The organism is Paenibacillus sp. DP01 (assembly GCF_044784315.1).
GTDB lineage: Bacteria > Bacillota > Bacilli > Paenibacillales > Paenibacillaceae > Paenibacillus > Paenibacillus polymyxa.
Genome location: NZ_CP173059.1, coordinates 3696257 through 3716576 on the forward strand (window position 1 = coordinate 3696257; position 20320 = coordinate 3716576).

A 20320-nucleotide genomic window follows, 5' to 3' on the forward strand; every position below is an offset into this window, starting at 1 on the left:
ATTTGTGAATACACAAAAAGCCGTCACCACTTCTAGAAGAAGCTACTGACGGCTGAAAAAATTACAAATGCTCATATGGAATTAATTCGTAAATGTATGACGACCAAGTGAGATGACAGCCGGACGGCTCTTACTCCATTTGGCTGTGGCAATCGCTGGGTTGTAATAAAACAAGGACCCATTGGTCGGATCAGCCCCATTAAGTGCCTGTCTGGCTGCTCGGTACGCAGTCTTGTTGGGCTTCAGGCGGTATTGACCATCTTGTACAGCGGTGAATTGACCCGGCTGTAAAATAACGTCGGGAATCGAGCTTGGAAACTCGCCGGACTGCACACGGTTTAATACGACAGCGCCAACAGCTACTTGTCCTTCAAACGATTCCCCACGCGCCTCGGAATAAATGATCCGTGCCAGTTGATCCAACGCGGTTACGCGGACCTTTCCGAACGAATCCAGCTTGGCCTGTGTTGCCGCTCCCGCTATACCATCAGGCGTCAGACCGTTATCCTTCTGAAAACGAGCCACCGCTTTGCTGGTCAAAGAGCCATAGTATCCCGTAAAACCAGCTTTGAAGTAACCGAGTGAATGAAGCTGCTGTTGAAGCTCCAGCACCCGTTCGCTTTGAATCCCTTTCTTTAAAGCTGACGATTGTGCCTGTGCTTGTCCTGGTGCGACTGATAATACAGTACCTAACATGCATGCGCAGGACAGGATTAAAATAGATAATTTTTTCATATTCCAGACAACCTCCTCTTTCATGTTCTGTCCGGTGCAACCATTCCGGCCTGTACAACTCAGGGACGTTTATCCGATGATGCTTCTTTTGCCATAACTTATGACTAGCTGCGGAAATGACGCGTGGCTATATATGGAATCGGATATTGATGCATTCACACGTCCGTTGCAGTATACCACAAGCCGCATTTACGTATCATCCGGCTCTGGTCCTAAGAATAACTAAGCTAATAAAACACCATTCCTAAGGGGCTGACGTGTATGAGAGGGCAATAGACCACATTTCGACTACACTTGAATACGTGACTTTTTTCGCTATTTTTCGATTCAATCTACCCAGGACCTGAATCTGACATTTGCTTTTTCAAACCACATTTTGTGCACATAAATATAGGCGAATGCATAGGGTAGCGTACGATCATTCATTTCGAGTAACAGAAAGGCAGGAAAGGACACGTGAATTCATATATGGATTACACCTCTCCCACTGTACAGTTCACCTATGATTTAAGCGACAATATTTTGTTTCAGAAAGATGCTCAGAACTCAATCAACGAGCTGTCGATCCAGCAGCTGAATACATTAGCAAATGTATCGCTACTGGATATCCGTCTCAGCACTGCTAATGTTGTAGAGCCTCACTACCATCAAAATGCCACAGAACTAATATACTGTATTTCTGGAGCAGTGACCGTGTCACTGCTTAATCCCTTTACCCGCGAGTTACGACATTTTCCGATTACACCTGGACAGGTGGCTAACGTCCCTCAGGGATGGTGGCATTATCTAGTCGCCACGGTGGACAACACTCACTTGTTGGCGATTTTTAACGCTCCAGTCCCTGAATTCATTTTAGGCTCCGATGTTTTGCGGCTAACGCCGAGTAACATTATGGCTCATACTTACTGCCTGGATGAGAAAAAGGTTCAGGAAGCGCTCGCCCCTATTAAAAAACCTGTCATCATCGGTCCTCCCAATGACTGCAAGCAGCAGCCACCTCGAAAACCAGGGATTCATGTAAGGCTAAACGATACTTCATCACATCGTCAGATCGCCCCCCAAAGAGGTTACACCTATACTCATGGATACCCTGGCTTTTCCTTTAATCCCTATCAAGAGCAAGATTAACCCTAGTCAGACCTGAAGTACGCCGGAATCCCCCTTCCCTGTATGTTCGCCGTTACCATAAGACTTTCCCTCTCATAAAATGCCAATGTGTATAAGAGGGGGTGATTGAATGGACGCTTACTACAACTGTTTGAACTGTATGAATAAAAAGGTGCGTATTCTCACCATTGACGGAAAACAGTACGAAGGAACCATTACGGATGTGGATCGTAAAAATGTGTACTTAAAAACCGAGCGGAACGGACGTGTACAAACGTCTGCCTTTTATCCTTATGGGTATGGTGATCAAATCTTAACTTTGAGCCTATTTACCCTATTAGCGATTGCTTTAATTTAATCCTCATCCATCTCCCGTTTCGGCTTATTGATGCCAAAACACCCCATTTGACAGCTCCCCAGCCCTGCACAGTTGTGTTGGGCTTGTGCGCTGTTATTTGGGGTGTTTTATCATACAATCCATTCTCTAAAGCACTTAACCCCCCACCGGTAATATACCAATGGGGGGTTAAGCTACTCAATTGAATTTAGATCCAGAAAGACTTTGTAATGATAACGAGCAGAATGAACAATACCAGAATAGCTCCTGTCGATGTCCAAACGCCTGGGTAGCCCCCTACCGAACCGCCACCGCAACCTCTTTCACATTCACTCATGGATCATTGCCTCCTTTAATTCAAGGTACAACATAGCTTATGTATGGAGCTTTCCTATGGACCGGGCTTTTTGGCAATGTTATGAATATTTTCACGGATGGGCATTAGCCTACACCTTTCCTAGGCAGGAGCATAGGATATCACAACTAATCCTGAAGGAGTGAAGCAATTGAATTCAAATCAAATGTTTAATTATAACGTTAACCAACCTTTTCCTCACCATCCTACCTCCCACCATGTCGTGGTACACCCCGTAGATCCATATGTCGTAGAGACATTAAAATCAATGATCGGCAAGTACGTTGTACTTGAAACAACACGTGGCAGAATTGATGGATGTGTAGTAGATAGTAAGCCTGACCATGTCATCTTGGATGTATACGGAAAAAAATTCTTTGTTCGAATCAGCGAAATCGTATGGATCATGCCCAACTAAACAAATCAGACACTAAAAATCCTCGCAGATCCTATCCGGATTCGCGAGGATTAATCATGACATGAACCTTCTAATCAAGCGAGCCTGCCAATGAAGCACGAAGTTCATCTATCGTTCCATTGTACTCATCTAGATCGACTTGGCCGCTAATACCTGGAACACTGCCTGTGCTACTGTATTGCCAAGCCCACCAGCTATTCCAAGCTGGAACTGCGGTCGGCTTTTGCGTAGTGCTGTATCGCGCTACCCACAATTTATACATAGAAAACGTAGGATCAAACTTGGAAGCAAAGACATTTCCCGTGTATACGATCGGCTCACGTCCGGTAAGCTTCTCCATTTCATCCAAAAATGCATGAGCCACTTCACTGATCTGTGCGGAAGTAAGACCTTTAGGATTATTTTCATAATCCATCACAGGGGGCAGATCCAGCCTTCCTCCTGCTGAATCTAGAGCCCTGGCGAAATTAGCTGCTTCCTGGCGAGCTCCATCTACGGTAGTTGCGTTTAAAAAGTGATAAGCGCCAACCAGGATGTTAGCATCTCTGGCCCCCTGAACATTTGCTAAAAATTGATTATCTTGATACTTGGTGCCCTCTGTAGCTTTAATAAAAGCAAATGTCTTGCCTGCTGCCGCCACCTGCTGCCAATCAATATTGCCATTATGGTGCGAGACGTCAATCCCCTGCGCGTGTCCGTCAGAAGAAATCGTAGGCTCAACAGGTATAGTAGATATAACAGTATCGGTAGAGGCTGACTCCTCCGAAGCCTGATCCAACGCTATGACAACTTTACCATCATCTGCATTAATAAGATGAAAGGGTGTGCTGTGATCAAGATCAACCACAATACGTGCCGAGGCTGGGTTTGTGCTAAACATGGAGTATCTTACCTTGGAAGCATCTAGATCTTCTGTGACTAGAAAGCTTCCTTGTCCACCATTGTTAATAGATTGCGAAGCTGGAAATTCCTCGCCAAACTTCGAATCAGGTATATCTATAACAATACGATCTGGTTGAGTCAATGTGGTTACTTTGGGGCTTACCTTTCCATCCACCGTTATCATCAATTCGTGATTGTTGAAGTTAATTTGGTGTATAGCTGTACGCTCACTCTCTGTAGCATCACTTGCAGCTTGAGTAGCAGAGTGATCACGGGTGGTCACGCTGTTTCCGCTTGAAGCAGACGGAGTCGTCAAAAATACGGTTTTAAGTTCGTTGTTCCAGACCACTTCAACTCCTGTCTGTTCAGATACAAAACGAAGTGGAACATAAGTCGTCCCCCCGTTCAGCAAAGGAGCTACAGCCAGCCCCATCGGTTGATCATTAACTGAGGCAATGGGATTGTTGACCTGAAGGCTCAGGTTGAGATTTTGTTTATGTATAGTTATGGTACCTGTCTTGGATTCCCAATTCACACTATAACCCAATTCCTCTACAATAAGACGGAGTGGAACCAGCACATTGCCCTTTACTTCCTGAATCTGCGCACCCTTGCTGACACTTATATCTTTACCGTCCAGCTGAATATGTGAATTTGAAGACGCAGCGTGACTTTCTCCTGGAAATGCTAATAGAAACAGAAACAAAAAAGCAAATAAACTAATTTTCTTCATATGTACCCTACCAATCTCTAATTTTTCACTATGTAAATTTTACATTCTATGCACCTCTGAAGCCTCCATTTTGATAGACGCGACTCCTATGTAAAAAGTTACGATTCATTCATTATATATTTCAGCCTTGTAATACGAAAGCACTAAAAAGCTCCGCCAGCTATACGCAAGCAGAGCTCTTTCCAGTTTTACTAATCTCATTTGCTACAATCTCATCACAAGCACATACTTCCAATTTATACAGTTACAAACGTTAACCCTACAAGAATGATCGAAGTAACAGACAGTACAAGTAAGGGCAGCATTGCTTTCTCTCTTAAAGTCTTAAAGCTCACATTCAGCCCCATGCCTACCATAGCCATCGTTAACATAAAGGTAGTAAGCTGAGAAAGTTCGTTCATTAGATTAGGTGGAACTACAATATATTTTCCAAAAACATAACTTCCCAAAATACTTGCCGCAATAAAGCCAATGAGGAACCAGGGGAACTCTACTTTAGTACCTGTACGAATCTTTCCGGTTCGTTTCATCCAATACATTAAACTAAAGCTAAGCGGTATGAGTAAGAAGACACGCCCCAGTTTGGCTAATAAACCCATGGCAAGAGCATCCTGTCCGGCAGGCGCTGCTGCTAAGGCCACATGTGCAATTTCATGTAAGCTGGTGCCCGACCAGATTCCATATTGCATATCCGTCAGAGGAAGCCAAGGTCGAAGCACGGTAAACAAAATAGCAAATACCGTTCCGACCAAGGCAATGAGTCCAACTCCTATGGCTGTATCCTCATCGTCGGACTTTAACAAGGGAGAAACAGCTGCTATTGCTGCTGCACCGCAAACTCCTGTTCCAATCCCTAGAAGTAGAGAAAGCGAAGCATCTGCCTTACATCGTTTGGCCAGCCAAACCGTAAAAAAAATGGCGAACACCACAGTGCCTACATCACGTAAAAGCAACCCCAGCCCCTGATGAATAACAACATCCATATTCAGCTTCAGTCCATATAACACAATAGCTCCGCGCAGTATTTTCTTAGCTGAAAATTCAATTCCTGAGCGTACAGCTTCAGGATATCCCCACAACTGTCGGTATAGTATAGCGAGAAACATCGCACATGCCAATGGACCTACATAATGAAAGCCTGGTACTTCATTCAGGACGTATCCCGCCAGTGCGAAGATCATCGTTAGCACAATGCCGAATAAAAACCGAAACAATCGACCTTTGTTCAATAAAAGTTTGCTGTGTTGAATATGACTTTTCATGCTGATTCCCTCCAATTCTACATGCATACAGCTTAATATGTATTTTGTCATAAGAAAAATAAATCATTAAAATAATGATAATAAGTAAATAGCATGATTAAATTGGAGGAATAAGCTTTGGATCAATCTTTAATCGTTTTTGTTAAGGTTGCGGAGAAACAAAACTTCACACGAGCTGCTGAGGCACTACATATGACCCAACCTGCGGTAAGTCAATATATTCAAACACTGGAACGCAGTGTAGGAACCCGGCTCTTGGAGCGAAGTAATAAATATGTGCGTTTAACTAAAGCAGGTGAAATTGTGTATCATCATGCCCAGGAGATTATCCGACTCCATACACGTATGCAGTACTTGGTGGATGAGCTAATGCATACGGCAAAGGGTAACCTGTCTATTGGTGCAAGCTACACGTATGGTGAATATGTATTACCACATGTAATTGCGCAAATGAGAATTCAGTACCCACTCATTCAGCCCTCCATTACCATCGGCAATACATTGGAAATTGAAAAGCTCGTGATCCATAATCAACTGGATGTGGGCATTATCGAAGGAGAATTTCAGCATGACCATTTGCACATTGAATCCTTCGCCGATGATGAAATGGTTATTGTCGTTCCGCAAAATCATCGTTTGGCCGGTAAATCTCAAGTGGATATAAATGAGCTGCATGAGGACATCTGGATTCTGCGGGAAGAAGGCTCTGGAACCCGAGAGGCGGCTGAAAAGATGTTTGCACAGCTTCGATTTTATCCTTCTCATATGATGAATTTTGGCAGTACACAGATCATCAAAGAGTCGGTAGAAGCAGGCTTGGGGATTTCTTTGCTGTCCCAATGGGTAATTCAAAAGGAACTTGCTTTGGGAACATTAGAAGTATTGGATATTCTCAATCTCCCGTTCATTCGGAAATTTTCTTTTCTGACCCCTTCTGCAATATTTGAGACGAAAGCAACCACTGCTTTTTTGGAGATTTTGCGAGATTATAATGTGAAAAGGTAATCTGCGAAAGAAAAAAAGCACCCATTAAGGTGCTTGCAGTATAGTCAGTATTATATTTTTATGAGGAGAGATGGTCCTTACCATGGTATAAGAAGTGGGAGAAATCAGCATGGCTTCCTTGGAATTGTTGCATATCATGAGCTGCAATACCTACAAAATTCCCTGTAAATCCTCCAGACAAAAAGCTGATATCCTGTATTTCAAAAAGTCGCGTCCAGGAAGGTTCATCTCCGACTCCATAATAAAATTGTGCATGGGATGCATGAACCTCTACAGCCAAATGTACAGGAAGATCATTCTGAAGGGCAATCACTTGCGGAATTAGCGTAAATGAATTAGCTTCACAGCGCATCATGCGCAGCACTTTTCCCACTCCCTCTTCATAGCTAACATACGCATACAAATAGTCTTCTTCATTGAGATACAGCAAAAGTCCCGCCATTTGCAAATAGCTGGTTGGCTGATACTCCAGTGCTGTTTCTACCCGGAAATGATGATCCGTTTGCCGAATGGCAAGCACGTGATGCTGGAACAGACTTTGTATGGATTCTCCAGCATGGATTCGAAGATAGCCTGGGCGTTGACTTAATGAACACCAGCTATCGTCCGCCAGGATACGCAATGTGTTCCACGTTTTGTCAAGTGTGGGGCCCTCGAAAAAGTCTTCGAAAATATACTTCTGCTGCTCTTGCTGAACCAAGATTGTCCCTTGAGGCGCAGGCACCTCCAATTGGGGTGTATGGCCCCCGGCGGTTAATCGCAGCCAGCCTTCATCATTCCAATATACTTGCTGTAACGCTGTCTCGCGCCCTAAAATGGCGTATTTCCCCTCCACTGGACGTGTACATAAATGAGCCATATACCATTCTCCGTCCGGTGTTTTCACAAGACTGCCATGTCCTGCGCATTGTAAAGGGAAATTCAGCAGATCACGAGACGTAAGCATCGGGTTATGCGGGTCCACTTCATACGGGCCGGTTATCTGCTTGGAGCGTGCTACAGTAACTGCATGCCCCGTACCCGTTCCACCTTCCGCTGTAACAAGATAATAATAACCGTTCTGCCTGTAGATGTGGGGCGCTTCTGTCTTCTTCAATGGAGTGCAATCAAAAATTTTAATAGGCTCGCCAACAAGCCGCTGTTGACTGCTGTCATACTCCTGCATGACAATACCCGATGACTTATTGCTTTCCAACATGCGGTAATCCCACAACGCGTTCAGCAGCCATTTGCGTCCATCCTCATCATGAAATAAAGATGGATCAAATCCACTACTATTCAGATAAACGGGTTCCGACCACGGTCCGTTGATCGTGGGTGCCGTTATCACAAAATTATGAACGTCCTTGAACGGACGCTTGGTGCTTTTCACATCCGTATAGAGCAGATAAAAAAGGTTATCCGCATAGCTTAATTGCGGTGCCCAAATGCTGCAATTTTTCGGGTTCCCTCTCAAATCAACCTGGTCAGTCAAAATATCCGTGCAGTGCTCCCAATGAGCCAAATCTTTGGACTGATACACCCGTACTCCAGGCAGCCACTCAAATGATGACACTACAATATAGTAAGTATCTTCGACTCGCGTAATACACGGATCGGGATTAAAGCCTTTTAATATAGGGTTTTGGATCAACATGAGACATCACTTCTCCTTACTTTCCAAAATGTGACTCCCTCAAAAACCTGCTCCTTGCTCCATGCTTCTGTCCTCGCTTCAAAGCAATCCGCCCACGGAACACGCTGCTTACGTAATAAAGCTATTTCATCAGATCCGCCATATTCCTGATAGCAGACGGTTTTCTCATTCGCGACATTGTCCCAATTGTCCCAGCCGCGCGGGTCGATATGGTCGCCCATTTTACAATCGACAAATACGGTTTTGGCATATTCCCGCCATGGACGGCCCAAAAAAACAGGAGTAATATCAGGCTCTGCGGTTAAATAGCAATGATCGAATACATAGCCGTACGTTTGTCCTTGCGGTGTAGAGGCGGCTGTAACGTAGCTTGTATGGTTCTTATGATGACGCAAACTACGAATCTCACAATCTTCAAAGTAAGCGGTAGCCCCGCCAAAAATGAAATCTATCGTACCCTCGATGTAACAATGCTGATAAAGCTGGCGATAGTGTGCATGGTGTTCTTTCAAAGGAATTCCACCAAACTTTAATCGTTCTTTGGGTGCAGGAGGCAGAGGGCCTGTAAATAACGTGTCCTGGTACCCTTTAAAGGTGCAGTTTCTAAAGACGGTTTGATCACAATGAGCGTATACCGCAACGGCCTGCCCAATGTGTTCTCCCTGTCCGGCCGTGTTGGAAATGATGAGATTTTCCAAGATCAGATGGCTGCCGCCTATAAATAAAGTCGGTGTCGCAAAGGTTCCTATTTCCTCACCTGCTTCATTCCGCTCCTTGGCATACCGGTCCATACGAATCTCTACCTGCCCGATGCCTATGATATGTAGATTTGAACGGTAAATCCGCACTTCTTCCTCATAGGTACCCGATAAAATAGTTAGCGTTTCCATTTCGTTGGAAGGCGATTGCTCCAATACATGAATCGCCTCCTGAATAGTGTGGAAATCACAAAAGGATTCTTTTCCGACTAGCATGGTTACCCCAATCCTTTCATTTGATTTACAAGTGTTCAGCTAAAAATGACTGCCAAGCCGTTCGCATTTCCAATGTCTCCATATGGCCACCGCCCGCAATCACAGGCTGCCAATGCTCAGGGTGACCTGCTTTCTGATAAGCTTCCAACAACCCCTTGGCCAAATGCTCGACTCCTTCTATAGGACACATCCGATCATTTTGACCTGTTATACTCATCCGTGGACGAGGTGCGATCCGCTTTTGAATATCCAGCGTGGTGAAATGCTTCAACAAGCCGGGGACATAGGAATAGAAGCCATGATGATCCAATCCCCTTTTAGCGATCAGCGTATGGGCATCTACCTGTCCGCAGATATCCACCGTGACCTGTATTCGTTCATCTAAAGCAGCCATCCACCATGCCATAAGTCCACCCATCGACATGCCGATCGTTGCGATACGGGAAGCATCAATGTCCTCACGCTGGCACATATAATCTACCAAACGACGGTTATCATACAGCATCATGCCCCACAGCACCTGACCCTGCCAGAGCATTTCTTTTACCAGCTCGCTCTCGGTTTTGCCTCCACGCTCATTGAAGCCCCACATGTCGATACAGCACACGCAATACCCCATGTCTGTCAGGGTTGTAGCAAACGAGGGCTGCTGCAGGTAAGAACTGCTATGAAGCAGTTCCTTACGTCCATTCGTATAGTTGCCCCCATGCGAATGGTTAAATACGACCAATGGGAACGGACCGTCCCCTTGTAAGGGTGTAGCTACATAAGCGGGCACAGACTCAATCCCGTTCAAGTCCAGCAGGAGACACTCCAGTCGATAACCCTCCCGCTCTTCTTGATTCAGTAGAGTCGCCGTTATAGGGCGATCTGCCGGAAGGTCTCCCAACAATGCTTGCAACTTATCCACGTTTTATGCTCCTTTCCTCCCCTCCTATTTCACAACATTTTGTTCAGAAGGTTGTATCGTTACTTGTTCTATCAGCTTTTCAGGCTGAGCTGTATTCTTCGAATGACAACGATTGATTTCAACATCTTCCCCATTTTCAATGTAAAAGGCAGGACCTTCATGATTTTCAATCGTAACCTGTTGAAAACGAATATCCCTCACATTACCTAGATAAAAACCACGGTTATTCATATCTTCAATCCCTGTCATCATGGCCGGACGACCGGGAATCGCATTTTTAGCCATAGATATATCAATATTGGAAAATGTAATTTCAGCAATATATTGTTCTGCAAGTCCGTATAAGAAACCAGCCGCCGCATGAACCTGACGTGCCGTGATATTGGAAAAATGGATTCTTCTAAAGCACGGAGTTTCATCAGTAATTGGATAGGGATTTTTATCCCACACATATTTGTCCTTGCCCCGAGGTCCGCAGAAATAATACAGGTTTAGAATAAATGGACAAATGACCTCCTCCATCACAAGGTTGCTGATACGAATATCCTCGATGATTCCACCGCGTCCCCGTCTTGATTTCAGACGTATGCCCCGATCCGTTTGCTTGAACACGCAATTGCTGATCGTAACATTACGAATATCTCCGCTCATTTCGCTTCCCAGTACGACAGCACCATGACCATGCACCATTGTACAGTTGGTAATCGTAATATTTTCACAAGGAATCCGCTCATGGGTATCTTCGGTTCCTGCTTTGATCGCAATACAATCATCGCCTACATCAATATTGCAGTTGCTAATACGAACATTGGAACAGGATTCGGGATTAATGCCATCCGTATTGGGAGAGTCGGCCGGGTTAAGAATGGACAAATTGTCAATCGTAACGTTATAGCAAGCAATGGGGTTTACAGTCCAACTGGGGGAATTTTTTAACATGAGGTCTTTAATGGTGACCCGTTGACAGCGGTCAAAGCTGATTAATTTGGGTCTTGGATACTGCAACTCTTCAGGGTGATTCCGATGCTTTTCCCACCACGGTTGACCATTTCCGTCCAGTGTTCCGCTGCCTGTAATCGAAATATTCTCAAGGTTCTCTCCATAAATGCACGATGCATGTACTTCCCGCTGAACGCCTTCCCATCTGGATTCTACTACAGGGTAATCTGCCAGTTCCGTACTGAAGGAAAGAATTGCACCGGGGCTTAAATGCAGCTCAATGTTACTTTTCAGAATAATAGCACCCGTCAGGTATGTTCCAGACGGAACAAAAACGGTGCCTCCACCAGCATTACTTGCTGCTTCAATGGCAGCCGCAATCGCCTCTGTCGCCATCGTCGTACCATCCTGAACTGCTCCATAATCTACAATGTTATACAATTGCATTTCGTTCTCTCCTGTCTTTATTTTTTGTGAATAAAACGCAGTAGGCGGAATGGTGCTGGACAAGTGTCAGCGATGTTAAGCACCATCCGCCTGCGTAGTAACAATTCATGTACACTAATGTTCAGCCTATATCTTTATTTTTTCGTTTTCTTATACGCTTCCTCATACTCAGTGGTAATTCGTGCTCCGCCTGACTTTTTCCAGTTTTCTACAGCTGCTTTAAATCCGGCTTCATCAATTTCACCCATAATAAATTTGAAGGAGGCGTCGGTAATGATTTTCTCCAGCTCTGTTCCTTGTTCATTAGCGGTGGCTGAATCCAGTGGCACTGTCGGGTCCAGAACAGCAAATTTATTATTTTCTCGCACTAATTCATTAGCCATTTCCTTTTCCGGATTGGCATCCTTTAAGTTATAGGTCACTTCACTTGGTCTGGAGCTTGAAAATGGCTGAACGTCTGCTTGCCACAAATCTGTATTCGTAATTTTAAAGGAACCATCTTTTTCGATTTTATAATGAGTACCTTCAATACCACCGGTCATGTACATATATACATCTTTGTCAATTAAATCATCTACAAATTGCAGCAGTCTCTTCAACTCAGCTTCTGTCTTTACTTCAGATTTCGGAAATGCCAGCAAGCCTCCTACCCCGCTTCCTTCAGACCATACGTGATATTGGCCATCTCCATTAGAAATCTTGTTAACAGGTACCAGCTTCAGCCCTTTTTGTAAGCCTTGAGACAAGGTTCTAAGGTTAGAGATATCAATCATGCCTGTATAAATCCCTGCTTTACCTTGTGCAAATTGTTGTTGCTGGTCCGTTTTAGCGGTTACGGCAAAGTCTTTGGAGAGGTATCCGTTTTTGTATAATTTATTGGAATACTTTAAGGTCTCCAAATATTGAGGAGTATCAAATTCCGGCGTAAACTTGCCGTTTTCATCTACTTTCCAGCCATTAGGTGTCCCAAAGTAGGAGCTTAATGTTTTGAAGCTGCTGTAACGCAGATCCGATCTGTCAACAAACCCAGTCGTATCATTTTTTCCATTGCCATCTGGATCATCTTCTGTAAACGCTCTCGCAACTTCATACAACTCATCCAGTGTGGTCGGCACTTTCAGTCCTAAGCGATCGAGCCAATCCTGACGAATGACCAGACCCGCCCGAGCCAGATTTTTCTGGAACGGAACACCATACAGTACCCCTTCAATAGAAGCAGCTTCGCGCACTTCAGGCGGGATCTTCTTCAAATTTTCATAATCATCCAAGTATTTGCCTACATCCCAGAATAGTCCTGATTTCAATGAACTACGCACTGATGAATTTGTCATCATCGTCAAAGTCACCATGTCTGCCAATTCACCAGAAGCCAGTGCGGTGGTAATTCTCTCTTCCTTGGAAGCATCCGGCACCCAGTTGAACGTAATTTTGGAATTGGTGTATTCTTCGATTTTGCTTTTAATCGTTTCTGTAGGTGGAGAGGCTGTATGCAATACGTTTAGCCAGGTAAATTCCAGTTTGGATTTGGGATCATAGGTTTGGCTGCCTTGATCCTCAGTCTCCTTGTCACCACAAGCAGTTAGAAAAACACTCATGACCATAAGTCCGGCAAGAAGACCCGATACTCCCTTTTTCATCGCGGTTCTTTTTTTCATCGTGTTTGCTCCTTTTTCGTTTGTATATTCATGCCATATCTTCCTCTTTCACCAGAACCTCTCGCTCTATTTTGCTGAATACCTGATGCGTCATCCACATCACGAGATAACCGATGATGCTCGCTCCGGCAAAAGTTAGAATTCCTGGGTACAAGCCTAGAATCAATGCATAAAGCACGACAATAGCTACAAAAAGAACAAGTGTATATTGTAAATACGAAAATCCAATTACGATCGACATCTTGATCTTCAGCTTGATGCCTTTCCAATCATAGTGAGCCAGTAACGGAAAAATGTATGCCAAAGAGATCAGATACAAAAAGGCACCCATCAGTGTCACCACACGAACATACCAGGATGAGCTGTTGACGATATCCACGTAGAGCACGTAACCCACAAGGCTGTATAGCCCGCCAATGATGGCTGCTTCCTTAAAGCTTTCTTTAAAGTAACGTACAAACGTCGAGAAAATGGCGACTTCCTCATTGCCCCGAATCCACTGCCTTAAAATACTAAGCATAGCAACGGTTGCAGGCCCTACACCTATAAAACCCAAGCCCAGGATGGTCGCAATCGTCCACAGCAAGTTAAGGTAGACCAGGCGTAGCAGGCGCATGCACCATTTGTTCATGTTTTCTACAAACCGTACCATTTTGCATCCTTCCCGTCGTCATTAGTAAACGCCGTCCTCACCAAATTTCTTAGCGAGTCGATTGGAGAACATAATCAGAATTAAACCTACTACACCTTTGAAAAGTCCTACCGTCGTACTGAAACTTAATTGTCCATTCTTTAAGCCCGCAGTATAAATATAGGTGTCAAAGATTTCGGCAACCTCGCGGTTTAATGAGTTCAATAGCAGATACATATGTTCAAAGCCCAAATCCAGCGTGCTACCGATTTTCAAAATTAACAAAGTAATAATAACCGGGCGGATCGCTGGCAAAGTCACGTGCCATGTCTTTCTCAAACGTCCAGCACCGTCCATTTCTGCTGCCTCATACAATTGTGTATCCACCACTGTAATTGCAGATAAATAAATGATGGTAGACCAGCCAAGTTCCTTCCAAATCACTTGCCCGATATAGACCGTTCGCAGCCACTGCGGTGATGTTAAGAAGCTGATCTTCTCACCGCCTAGTGCGGCAATCAGTTCATTCAGCACACCGCCGTCCACCGTCAGGAATACATAAGAAATCGAAACGATGATAACCCATGACATAAAGTGCGGAATGTAGATGATGGTTTGAATTATATTTTTGAAAAACATCTTCCTAACCTCGTTCAGCATGAGCGCCAATATAATGGGCAATGGAAAAAAGATTACAATATTCAGTGCAAATAAAACCAGCGTATTGCGAAGCAACATAAAAAACGTAGGCTCTGTAAACAAACGAATAAAATGCTTCATTCCTACCCATGGACTGCCTGTAATTCCCTGAAAGGCTTGATAATCCTGAAATGCAATTACCAATCCTCCCATAGGGAAGTACTTGAAAATAATGAAGTACACCAACCCGGGTAAAACCATCAGATAGAGCAGCTTGTGTTTCTGCATTCGTAAAAGGCTTTCCGTCGTTCTTTTGTTCTTTTTCATTTTCATCTTCATGTTTGGTGCGGGGACACTTGAAACTTTCATTAGTTCGACCTCCTTCAAACGTTCCTGTATACGCTTTCAAGAGTACGATATTTTTGTCATTCCGCATATAATCATCAAATGATAGCGTTTACAAAAATAGGCCAACAGCCTACTTTACAGCCTTTTCACCTTAGCTAATGATTACTACACAACTTAATGATCATCCTCTTTTTCCACGCTTAGAGAACACCTCAAGATTTGATTATATACGGAATTCTTTCCTCTTGATAAGGTTTACATGTAAACGATTACAAGGAGGTCACCCACATTGGAACAACCATTAATCAAACCAAAATCACGAAAAAAAGAATCGCTGGGCAGTCGTATTTTCAACATTGTAAACAGTACACTCTTGATTCTCATTGCCCTCACTTGTCTCTTGCCTTTTTTGAATATCATCGCCAGCTCATTTGCTTCAACTGAGGAAGTAGTGGCCAAGAAGTTCATTTTATTCCCTGTAACTTTCTCACTGGATGCTTATCGCTATATCCTATCCACTCCAACGATTTTTAGAGGACTTGGGGTTTCGGTCGGAGTAACGATCGTGGGTACAGTTGTAAGTATGATTTTTACCGCTTTTATGGCTTATGGATTATCCCGAAAATATCTGCTTGGCCGCAATACGATTAACTTCATTGTCGTGTTTTCTATGTTGTTTAGCGGGGGGATGATTCCGACATTCCTCGTTGTCAAAAGCATGGGACTGATCAATTCGTATTGGTCCTTGATTCTGCCCGTAGCTATTAATGCATTTAACCTGATTATCATGCGTAACTTTTTTCAGGCATTGCCGGATGATTTGGAGGAATCGGCCAAGATGGACGGGTGCAACGATTTTGGTATCTTCTTTAAAATTATGTTGCCATTAGCCCTGCCTTCTATTGCAACCATTTCTTTATTCTACGCTGTTGCCTACTGGAATACGTATATGCACGCCATTCTCTATATCAATGACTCTGCCAAATGGCCAATTCAAGTCTTACTTCGCCAAATTGTTATCGTCTCCAGTGGTATGCAGGCAGAAGGAACTGCGGTAGATGTCATCCCGCCTGCGCAGACGATTAAGATGGCGGTCATTGTTATAGCGACCGTTCCGATGTTAATCGTGTATCCATTTGTGCAAAAGCACTTTGTCAAAGGAGCCTTACTGGGGGCGGTTAAAGGTTAATTGGCTTGCTTCATCTTTCGATAAGCCCCTGGTGTAACCTGTTCTTTTTTTCGAAAAGAGCGGATAAAGTTTTGCGAATTATGATATTGAAGCCGCTCGGCGATTTCTTTAATCGTCATATCTGTCTCAACGAGCCATTTCTTGCTCATTTGCAGGCGATAGCCCATCAGATATTCACTAAACGTCGTTCCGTATTCTTTTTTGAAAATACTGCTTAAATAATTTGGATTGTAATGCAGTCGATCTCCAATGAGTTCTAATGATAATTCCTGGTCATATTCAGCACGGATAATCGCGGCAATTTTCTCAGAGAGACAGCGGAATTGCTGGTTGGTCTTCTCCTTCATGCTTTTTACCATGGGGAAAATAACCTGTTCCAGCAGCATGCGTTCTATCTCCTCCGGGTTACGGATATCCAGCAAACGGTGATACAAGGCATGATTGTCTTGCGTTAGCAGTACTTCAATCCCTAATAGCTGCTCTAATTGGATGAGGTTATTGACAAAGCGTACCAGCAGCACTTCAAAGTTCATGGAATGGTTGTTCTTTGTCATCATTTCCGCCAACAAAGAGTGCACGGTATGATATACCTGCTCTTCATCTCCTATGCGGATGGCATCAAACAGTTTGGATTCCAATTCCGCAGGATAATGCAGCAGCACCGGACCTGAAATGACCATGGAAATATCCTCATAAAAAATAATCGACTCTTTACCAAGATTTAAACGGTGATGCAATGCTTGCTTGCTCATCTCACAAGCTTCTTTACTTTCTAATAAGTTATCATACGCTGTGCTAATACCGATGCTGATGGATACATTCAAATACTCTTTTACATTCTGAATCAAAAGCGTCGCATGATCCAGCACTTGCTTTCTCATTTCCTGTGCACTCTTACCTACCAAAATTAATATGGTAGCCTGGGTGTTATCGTTCAATATGATCGGAAGCATACGCTGCTGCTCAGGAATCGTTTCTTCTACGATTTTGTTAATAGCCAGCAGTAAAACATCTTTATCCGAAGGTTCTCGATCTCCCAGATTATCCAGTTGAACCAACAAGGTAATATACATTTGATTCTCGATCTGCGGGTAGCCCAAGCGTGGCATTTTTCGTGCCAATTCCTCTGCGGAAACACGTTTGCGAAACAGGTTGAGAATCAATTGCGTTTCCAACTGTGGCATTTCGGACTGAATGAGACTTTCCAAGCTTTCCTTCTCTGTTACAATGTTGTCGATGGAATTAATAATCCACTCAATTTCATTTTTAGAAGGTTCATTTTTGAAAGCGAAGTTAGGATTTTTCGGTAAGCTGCGTTTTATTTGCTGGAATGGCTTGGTAAAGTAAATGGCAATGATGTATGCCACCACCACCATTAAAAGCGTTAATACAAGGCCCATCATGATAATCCCAAATTTGGTCGTTTGAAACGCGTTTGCAATCTCTTTTTTATCTAATACCGTTAAGTAAGTCCAATTGTTGTAAGCAGATTTAGCATAAATGATTTGCCGCGCTGGCTGATGCTCCGTTTTCTCCAATGTCAGCATGCCCGTGTTGTTTGATTTAGCAGTAACCTCTGAAATGTGCTGAAGCTGCTGAGTAGACAATAAGGGAGTAGCAGGCTCAGTTTCGTACATTAAGTCGCCTTTTTTATTCAAAATAAACACAGGCATATGATCCTCTGTTTGAATGGTATGGCTTAACGTCTGCGACGAAATATCAGATAGCGCGATGGCCTGTTTCTTTTTGGAAAACACAGGCAAGGTATTCACAAAACGGATTCCTTTATCTGTTTTAATCCAGAATAGTCCCTTATCCTGGTGGTCGATATAGGTACTAATCAGCTTTTCTCGTTCCGTTTTCGTCAAATAAGACAGGCTTCCATTGGAGATTCTCCAATTCTGATTTAGACTTATTAGTGAATACTCGGTTCCTTCTAATCCCATCGTAGCAATATAATTGAGCTGGGTATTTACATTCCGATACGCTACAAAATCTTTTTCTGTAATGGGATTTTTGACAACTTCATTAAAGGAACTGGTCGTGCTATACGTATTAAAAGCGTATTCAATCGTTTGAATTTTCTGTTCCAGGCTATTTCTGATCTGCGCCATGTAGCTTTGCTTGGTATTGGAAACTCTCTCCACAACGGAGCTAATTGTTGTAAAATAGATATAGCTGCCAAAGCTGGCCACCAATCCTATTCCCAAAACCAGAATCGTAATAAAAATAGTGTAGAACATTCTTCCTTTTTTCATTGCGCTCCCCCTTTGGTCCTTGGTATCACACCAAATTATAGCGCTTTCATAACAAGGTTTAAATCATTTTTTTCACGTGTGCATTATTTTTTACATCCGTATCATTCCAATTTAAGTTGATTTTATTTGGTTTGCGGCAGTTAAAAAGAAATTTGGAGGTCTCTTATGTTACATGTCGTTAGTTCTAAAGAACAGATTGTAAAAGAAGAATTTCCGTTGGACACTTCCTTTCTCTCCCTCTATCCCGTAGTGGCTCGTGAAGCTCGTCCTTTTGTATTGGTGTTACCTGGCGGTGGCTACGAGCATTTGGCCTCACATGAAGGAGAGCCAATCGCCCGGTGGTTAAATGATCTAGGTATTCATGCGGGCGTGCTGGAGTATCAGGTCGGTGATTTCGAGATTACCTCCTTGCTGGAGGATGTAGAACATGCCCTGCAATGGATTCGCCAAACACCGCATGACTGGCTAGTGATCCCTGATCAAGTGGGTCTCATCGGTTTTTCAGCAGGGGGTCACCTGGCCTCCATTGTCTCCACGATCGGAGCGGAAAAACCAAATCTTCTGATGTTGGGATACCCTGTCATTTCATTTCATGATCCTTATACGCATCTTGGAAGCCGTACGCACTTTTTAGGGGAACAGCCAACCCTGGAGCAGCTCCAAGCCTTTTCATCCGATCGGCAAGTGACTGCACAGACACCTCCGACTTTTATGTGGACAACGGCCAATGATGGCGCTGTACCGGTAGAAAATAGCCTGTTGTTCGCTTTCTCATTATCCAGAGAGCGTATTCCGTTTGAACTGCATGTATTTGAGGAAGGACGACACGGCTTGGGACTATCCGAGGACAACCTTGAATGCAGACAATGGCTCGACCTGGCGGAAACATGGCTACAAAAACATGGATATGCGCAGGCAAGACAACAGATGACAACTCGACTGTTTATCGCAGGGGACTCTACTGCAGCTCAAAAAGGAGCAACCGAAAAACCGATGACAGGCTGGGGCGAACATTTGCAAGCTCATTTGGACTCTACTGTTCATGTGGATAATCGTGCCGTCAACGGACGAAGCACCAAATCTTTTATAGCAGAAGGGCGATTAGCTGATATTGAAAAAGATATTCAAGCTGGCGATTATTTGTTTATTCAATTTGGACATAACGACGAGAAAAAAGAAGACCCTGCACGCTACACCGATCCTGATGGAGAGTACCGTCTAAACTTAATTCAATACATTCAGTCCGCTCGGGAACGTGGCGGAATTCCAGTGCTGTTAACCTCTGTAAGCCGCCGCCGCTTTACCGCAAACGGTGAACCTGATCCGCTGGCCGTAGGAGCCTATCCCGCTGCCATGAGACAAGTAGCCAAGGAAACCCAGACACCGTTGCTCGATATTTTCGAAGCATCACAGCAGCTTTATCGTTCCATGGGCGAAAAAGATTCCCAGCTTCTATTTATGCATTTGCCTGAAAAAACGCACCCTAATTACCCAGCTGGTGTAGCAGATAATACCCATTTTTCTGACGAAGGAGCAAGGCAAATTGCCCAGCTGGTAGCAGAAGCGATTCGTCAAAATACGGAGCTGTCTGCATTAAAACAACGCATGGTCGAAAGAAATCTAGATAGTAGCAAGAAGCTTGCACATCAACTTGTCAACTGATATCAAGTGCCATACATGCACATACGAAAAACGGATCTCGGACGAATCACTCCGACGTCCGTTTTTATTTTGTTATGCAAAGATGGCCCAGCTATAGAGAATAGCTCAAAAATACAGTATATTAAATGAGTTTCTTTAATTGTCATATTTTAATTATTTTGTATCTTATAAGACTATAGAATCGTTTCATTGTATTAT

The 20320-nt window shown here is 43.7% G+C and carries 18 protein-coding genes; 6 read left to right on the plus strand and 12 right to left on the minus strand.

Features of this window, described 5'->3' with window-relative positions; genetic code table 11:
* Nucleotides 1-81 precede the first annotated feature (81 nt).
* Nucleotides 82-735: a cell wall hydrolase gene (locus tag ACH59B_RS16140; protein WP_044785309.1), complete on the minus strand. Its 654-nt coding sequence runs from the start codon at nt 733-735 to the stop codon at nt 82-84.
* A gap of 456 nt (nt 736-1191) precedes the next feature.
* On the opposite strand from ACH59B_RS16140, the gene ACH59B_RS16145 reads away from it, so the two are divergent.
* Nucleotides 1192-1863, plus strand: coding sequence for a cupin domain-containing protein (locus tag ACH59B_RS16145; RefSeq protein WP_044785312.1), 672 nt, complete (start codon nt 1192-1194; stop codon nt 1861-1863).
* A gap of 109 nt (nt 1864-1972) precedes the next feature.
* Complete coding sequence (locus ACH59B_RS16150; RefSeq protein WP_016821505.1) at nt 1973-2200, plus strand: hypothetical protein; 228 nt, start codon at nt 1973-1975, stop codon at nt 2198-2200.
* Between the two features lie 187 nt (nt 2201-2387).
* Here ACH59B_RS16150 and ACH59B_RS16155 read toward each other — a convergent pair whose 3' ends face one another.
* Nucleotides 2388-2516, minus strand: a complete 129-nt coding sequence (locus ACH59B_RS16155) for a hypothetical protein (protein ID WP_016821506.1) — start codon at nt 2514-2516, stop codon at nt 2388-2390.
* A 169-nt stretch (nt 2517-2685) separates the two neighbouring features.
* Between ACH59B_RS16155 and ACH59B_RS16160 the strand changes: the two genes are divergently transcribed.
* Nucleotides 2686-2952: a DUF2642 domain-containing protein gene (locus tag ACH59B_RS16160; protein WP_016821507.1), complete on the plus strand. Its 267-nt coding sequence runs from the start codon at nt 2686-2688 to the stop codon at nt 2950-2952.
* A gap of 70 nt (nt 2953-3022) precedes the next feature.
* Here ACH59B_RS16160 and ACH59B_RS16165 read toward each other — a convergent pair whose 3' ends face one another.
* On the minus strand, nt 3023-4567 hold the full coding sequence (locus ACH59B_RS16165; protein WP_044785313.1) for a GH25 family lysozyme: 1545 nt from the start codon (nt 4565-4567) through the stop codon (nt 3023-3025).
* 236 nt (nt 4568-4803) lie between these two features.
* Nucleotides 4804-5829, minus strand: a complete 1026-nt coding sequence (locus tag ACH59B_RS16170) for a YeiH family protein (RefSeq protein WP_404302102.1) — start codon at nt 5827-5829, stop codon at nt 4804-4806.
* Nucleotides 5830-5946: 117 nt separating this feature from the next.
* Here ACH59B_RS16170 and ACH59B_RS16175 point away from each other — a divergent pair, with 117 nt between their 5' ends.
* Nucleotides 5947-6834 carry a LysR family transcriptional regulator gene (locus ACH59B_RS16175; protein WP_017428109.1) on the plus strand — a complete coding sequence of 296 codons (888 nt, stop codon included), beginning with the start codon at nt 5947-5949 and terminating at the stop codon, nt 6832-6834.
* Nucleotides 6835-6892: 58 nt separating this feature from the next.
* Here ACH59B_RS16175 and ACH59B_RS16180 read toward each other — a convergent pair whose 3' ends face one another.
* The 7 genes from ACH59B_RS16180 to ACH59B_RS16210 all read right to left on the minus strand — a co-directional run bounded on the left by ACH59B_RS16180 (nt 6893) and on the right by ACH59B_RS16210 (nt 15034).
* Nucleotides 6893-8470 carry a glycoside hydrolase family 43 protein gene (locus ACH59B_RS16180; RefSeq protein WP_044785315.1) on the minus strand — a complete coding sequence of 526 codons (1578 nt, stop codon included), beginning with the start codon at nt 8468-8470 and terminating at the stop codon, nt 6893-6895.
* A complete protein-coding gene (locus tag ACH59B_RS16185; RefSeq protein WP_044785316.1) occupies nt 8464-9444 on the minus strand; it encodes a pectinesterase family protein in 981 nt (326 codons plus the stop codon). The genes ACH59B_RS16180 and ACH59B_RS16185 overlap by 7 nt, the downstream gene beginning before the upstream one ends.
* 25 nt (nt 9445-9469) lie before the next feature.
* On the minus strand, nt 9470-10354 hold the full coding sequence (locus ACH59B_RS16190; RefSeq protein ID WP_044785317.1) for a dienelactone hydrolase family protein: 885 nt from the start codon (nt 10352-10354) through the stop codon (nt 9470-9472).
* A gap of 24 nt (nt 10355-10378) precedes the next feature.
* Nucleotides 10379-11740: a glycoside hydrolase family 28 protein gene (locus ACH59B_RS16195; RefSeq protein WP_044785318.1), complete on the minus strand. Its 1362-nt coding sequence runs from the start codon at nt 11738-11740 to the stop codon at nt 10379-10381.
* Between the two features lie 134 nt (nt 11741-11874).
* Entirely contained in the window at nt 11875-13395 is a 1521-nt protein-coding gene (locus ACH59B_RS16200) for an extracellular solute-binding protein (RefSeq protein ID WP_117288990.1), read from the minus strand.
* A 28-nt stretch (nt 13396-13423) separates the two neighbouring features.
* Nucleotides 13424-14047 (minus strand): YesL family protein, encoded by a 624-nt coding sequence (locus ACH59B_RS16205; RefSeq protein ID WP_016821516.1) that lies wholly within the window; start codon nt 14045-14047, stop codon nt 13424-13426.
* Between the two features lie 21 nt (nt 14048-14068).
* On the minus strand, nt 14069-15034 hold the full coding sequence (locus ACH59B_RS16210) for a sugar ABC transporter permease (protein ID WP_016821517.1): 966 nt from the start codon (nt 15032-15034) through the stop codon (nt 14069-14071).
* 268 nt (nt 15035-15302) lie between these two features.
* Here ACH59B_RS16210 and ACH59B_RS16215 point away from each other — a divergent pair, with 268 nt between their 5' ends.
* Nucleotides 15303-16202: a carbohydrate ABC transporter permease gene (locus ACH59B_RS16215; protein WP_016821518.1), complete on the plus strand. Its 900-nt coding sequence runs from the start codon at nt 15303-15305 to the stop codon at nt 16200-16202.
* On the opposite strand, the gene ACH59B_RS16220 is transcribed toward ACH59B_RS16215, so the two are convergent.
* On the minus strand, nt 16199-18460 hold the full coding sequence (locus tag ACH59B_RS16220) for a helix-turn-helix transcriptional regulator (RefSeq protein WP_016821519.1): 2262 nt from the start codon (nt 18458-18460) through the stop codon (nt 16199-16201). The genes ACH59B_RS16215 and ACH59B_RS16220 overlap by 4 nt on opposite strands.
* 165 nt (nt 18461-18625) lie before the next feature.
* On the opposite strand from ACH59B_RS16220, the gene ACH59B_RS16225 reads away from it, so the two are divergent.
* Nucleotides 18626-20122: a GDSL-type esterase/lipase family protein gene (locus tag ACH59B_RS16225; protein WP_016821520.1), complete on the plus strand. Its 1497-nt coding sequence runs from the start codon at nt 18626-18628 to the stop codon at nt 20120-20122.
* Nucleotides 20123-20320: the final 198 nt, after the last annotated feature.